Origin of the sequence: Streptomyces solincola, from assembly GCF_002982015.1 — a bacterium.
Taxonomy (GTDB): domain Bacteria; phylum Actinomycetota; class Actinomycetes; order Streptomycetales; family Streptomycetaceae; genus Streptomyces; species Streptomyces solincola.
On record NZ_PVLV01000585.1, the window covers coordinates 1 to 2,736 of the forward strand.

Below are 2,736 nucleotides of genomic sequence, written 5' to 3' on the forward strand. Positions count from 1 at the left end.
GGGCGCGGCGGGCGGCGGGCGGCGGCGCGCGGCCGTCCGGGGTGGCCCATCCGGCGGCCACCGGCACCTTCCGGCAGCCCACCTCCGTACGCCCGCTGCCGGCGCGGACCGTGCGGATCGGCCGCGGGCCGGACAACGACCTGGTCCTGGACGACCTGACCGTCTCGCGCGCGCACGCCGAGCTGCTGTCCCAGTCGGACGGCACCTACTGGATCCACGACCTCGGCAGCCACAACGGCACCTTCCTCAACGGCCGCCCGGTCGGGCGGGACGCCGTGCGGCTCACGCCCGACGACATCGTGGGCATCGGGCACTCGGCGTTCTGCCTGGTCGGCGGCCGGCTGGTGGAGTTCACCGACACCGGCGAGGTCTCCCTGGACGTGCAGGACCTGTCGGTGACGGTGGACCACGGCGCGAAGACACTGCTGGAGGGGATGACCTTCCCGGTGGGCGAGAAGTGCCTGCTGGCGGTCGTCGGCCCGAGCGGCTCCGGCAAGTCGACGCTGCTCAACGCGCTGACCGGGCTGCGGCCGGCCGACCACGGCACGGTGCTGTACGACGGCCGCGACCTGTACCGGGACTACGCCGAGCTGCGCCGGCGCATCGGGCTGGTCCCGCAGGACGACATCCTGCACCTCCAGCTCACCGTGCGCCGCGCCCTGACCTACGCGGCCGAGCTGCGCTTCCCGGAGGACACCGCCGCCGAGGAGCGCGAAGCCAGAGTGGCCGAGGTGATCGGCGAACTGGGCCTGGAGCAGCGGGCGGAGCAGCCGATCCACAGCCTCTCCGGCGGCCAGCGCAAGCGGGTCAGCGTGGCCCTGGAGCTGCTGACCAAGCCGTCGCTGCTCTTCCTGGACGAGCCCACCTCGGGCCTCGACCCGGGGATGGACCGCTCGGTGATGCACATGCTGCGCGGGTTGGCCGACGACGGGCGCACGGTCGTGGTGGTGACCCACAGCGTGCTGAGCCTGGACGTCTGCGACCGGCTGCTGGTGCTCGCCCCGGGCGGGCGGATCGCCTACTTCGGCCCGCCCGAGGAGGCGCTGCCGTTCTTCGGGTTCACCCAGTGGCCGGAGGCGTTCGAGGCGTTCGAGAACGACCGGGAGCGGGACTGGGCGGGCGGTTTCCGGGAGTCCCGGCAGCACCGGCGGTACATCGCGGGCGCCATGGAGCGCCCGGAGGCGCCCGAGGACCACGACTCCGCCCCGCCGCAGCCGCCGCCCAAGGCGCAGAGCTGGACCCGGCAGCTCGGCACGCTGGTGCGGCGGTACGCGGCCGCGCTCGGCGCGGACCGCACCTTCCTGGTCATCATGGTGGCGCTGCCGTTCGTCATGGGGGCGATGGCCCGCGCGCTGTCGGAGGGGCGCTTCGGCCCGGAGTCGGCGATGAACGTGCTGCTGATCCTGTGTGTGGGCGGGGTGCTGACGGGCGCGGCCAACGCGGTGCGGGAGCTGGTCAAGGAGCGCACCATCTACCGGCGGGAGAGAGCCGTCGGACTGTCGCGGTCCGCCTATCTGATGTCGAAGGTGGTGGTGCTCGGCGCGATCACCGTGGTCCAGTCGGTGGTGCTCACCCTGGTGGCGCTGATCGGGGTGCCGCTGGGCGCGCCGGGCGGCCGCGGAGTGCTGATGCCGCCGCTGGTGGAGGTCACGCTCGCGGTGGCGCTGCTGTCGTTCACCGCGATGATGCTGGGCCTTCTGGTCTCCGCCCTGGTGCGCAAGGAGGAGGTCACCATGCCGCTGCTGGTGCTGCTGGCGATCGTGCAGGTGGTGTTCTGCGGCGGGCTGCTGACCGTGCACGGCTCGCCGGTGATCGAGCAGTTGTCGTGGCTGGTGCCGTCGCGGTGGGCGTTCGGCGCGATGGGGGCGACGATCGGCATCCGCGGGATCGTGCCGGGCGAGAAGACGGACGACCCGCTGTTCGACCACACGGCCGCGGCCTGGCTCCTGGACATGGGGATGCTGGTGGTGCTGAGCGTGGTCTTCGGCCTCGTCGTGGCCTGGCTGCTGCGCCGCCACGAACCGGCTGTGATGCGCAGGTAGCCGCGTGGGGCGGGGGCGCGTGACCCGAGCGTGAGGAGGCGTGTGATGGCGGACGCCGTCGATCCGGCGGGCGGCCCGGGCGCGGACGCGGTCTCGGACTTCCGGCCGAGTCATGTCGTCCCGGCGGGCGGGCTGCCTGCCTGGGAGGCGCCGGACCCGGAGCGGCCCACCGTGCCGCTGGACCCTTATCTGCCGGTGCTCGTGGTGGACCGGCTGGGCGACTGGGGGCAGGTGCTGTGCTCCAACGGCTGGTCCGCGTGGGTGGACGGCAGGCTGCTGGTGTCGGTGCCGCCCGCTCCCCCGGCGGCCGGTCGGCCGATGGGCACGGCGGACGATCCGGGGCCGCTGCTGGCCCGGGCGGAGCAGGAGCTGGGCCGGTACCGGCGGGCGGTGGCCGACCTGGCGGCCGGGACGTCGGACGGCGAGATGTTCGCCCGCCGCACGGAGGGGCTGCGGTTCGGACTGGTCGCGGCGGGCGGGGCGCTGTGGGTCTTCGACGCCGGGCAGGAGCGCTGGCTGTACTGCGACGGCGCCCGCCTGAGCCCGTACGCGGCGGCCACCACCCCGTCCGCGCGCGAGCAGGGCGGCGGCGCGGACGGCGGTGAACCGCCGGCAGGTACGCCGTCGCCGCCACGGGAGGGGGTCGCGCCCTCCTCGGCGGGCGCGGCGGCCGGGCACGAGCCGACCCGGCTGG

At 74.6% G+C, this 2,736-nt stretch carries 2 protein-coding genes; both read left to right on the plus strand.

Features of this window, described 5'->3' with window-relative positions:
• Window positions 1-2,042, plus strand: a 2,042-nt coding sequence (locus C6N75_RS27630; protein WP_105871597.1) for an ABC transporter ATP-binding protein/permease, incomplete at its 5' end; no start/stop codon positions are given.
• Window positions 2,043-2,087: 45 nt separating this feature from the next.
• A partial coding sequence (locus C6N75_RS27635) for a hypothetical protein (RefSeq protein WP_105871598.1) occupies window positions 2,088-2,736 on the plus strand: 649 nt, incomplete at its 3' end.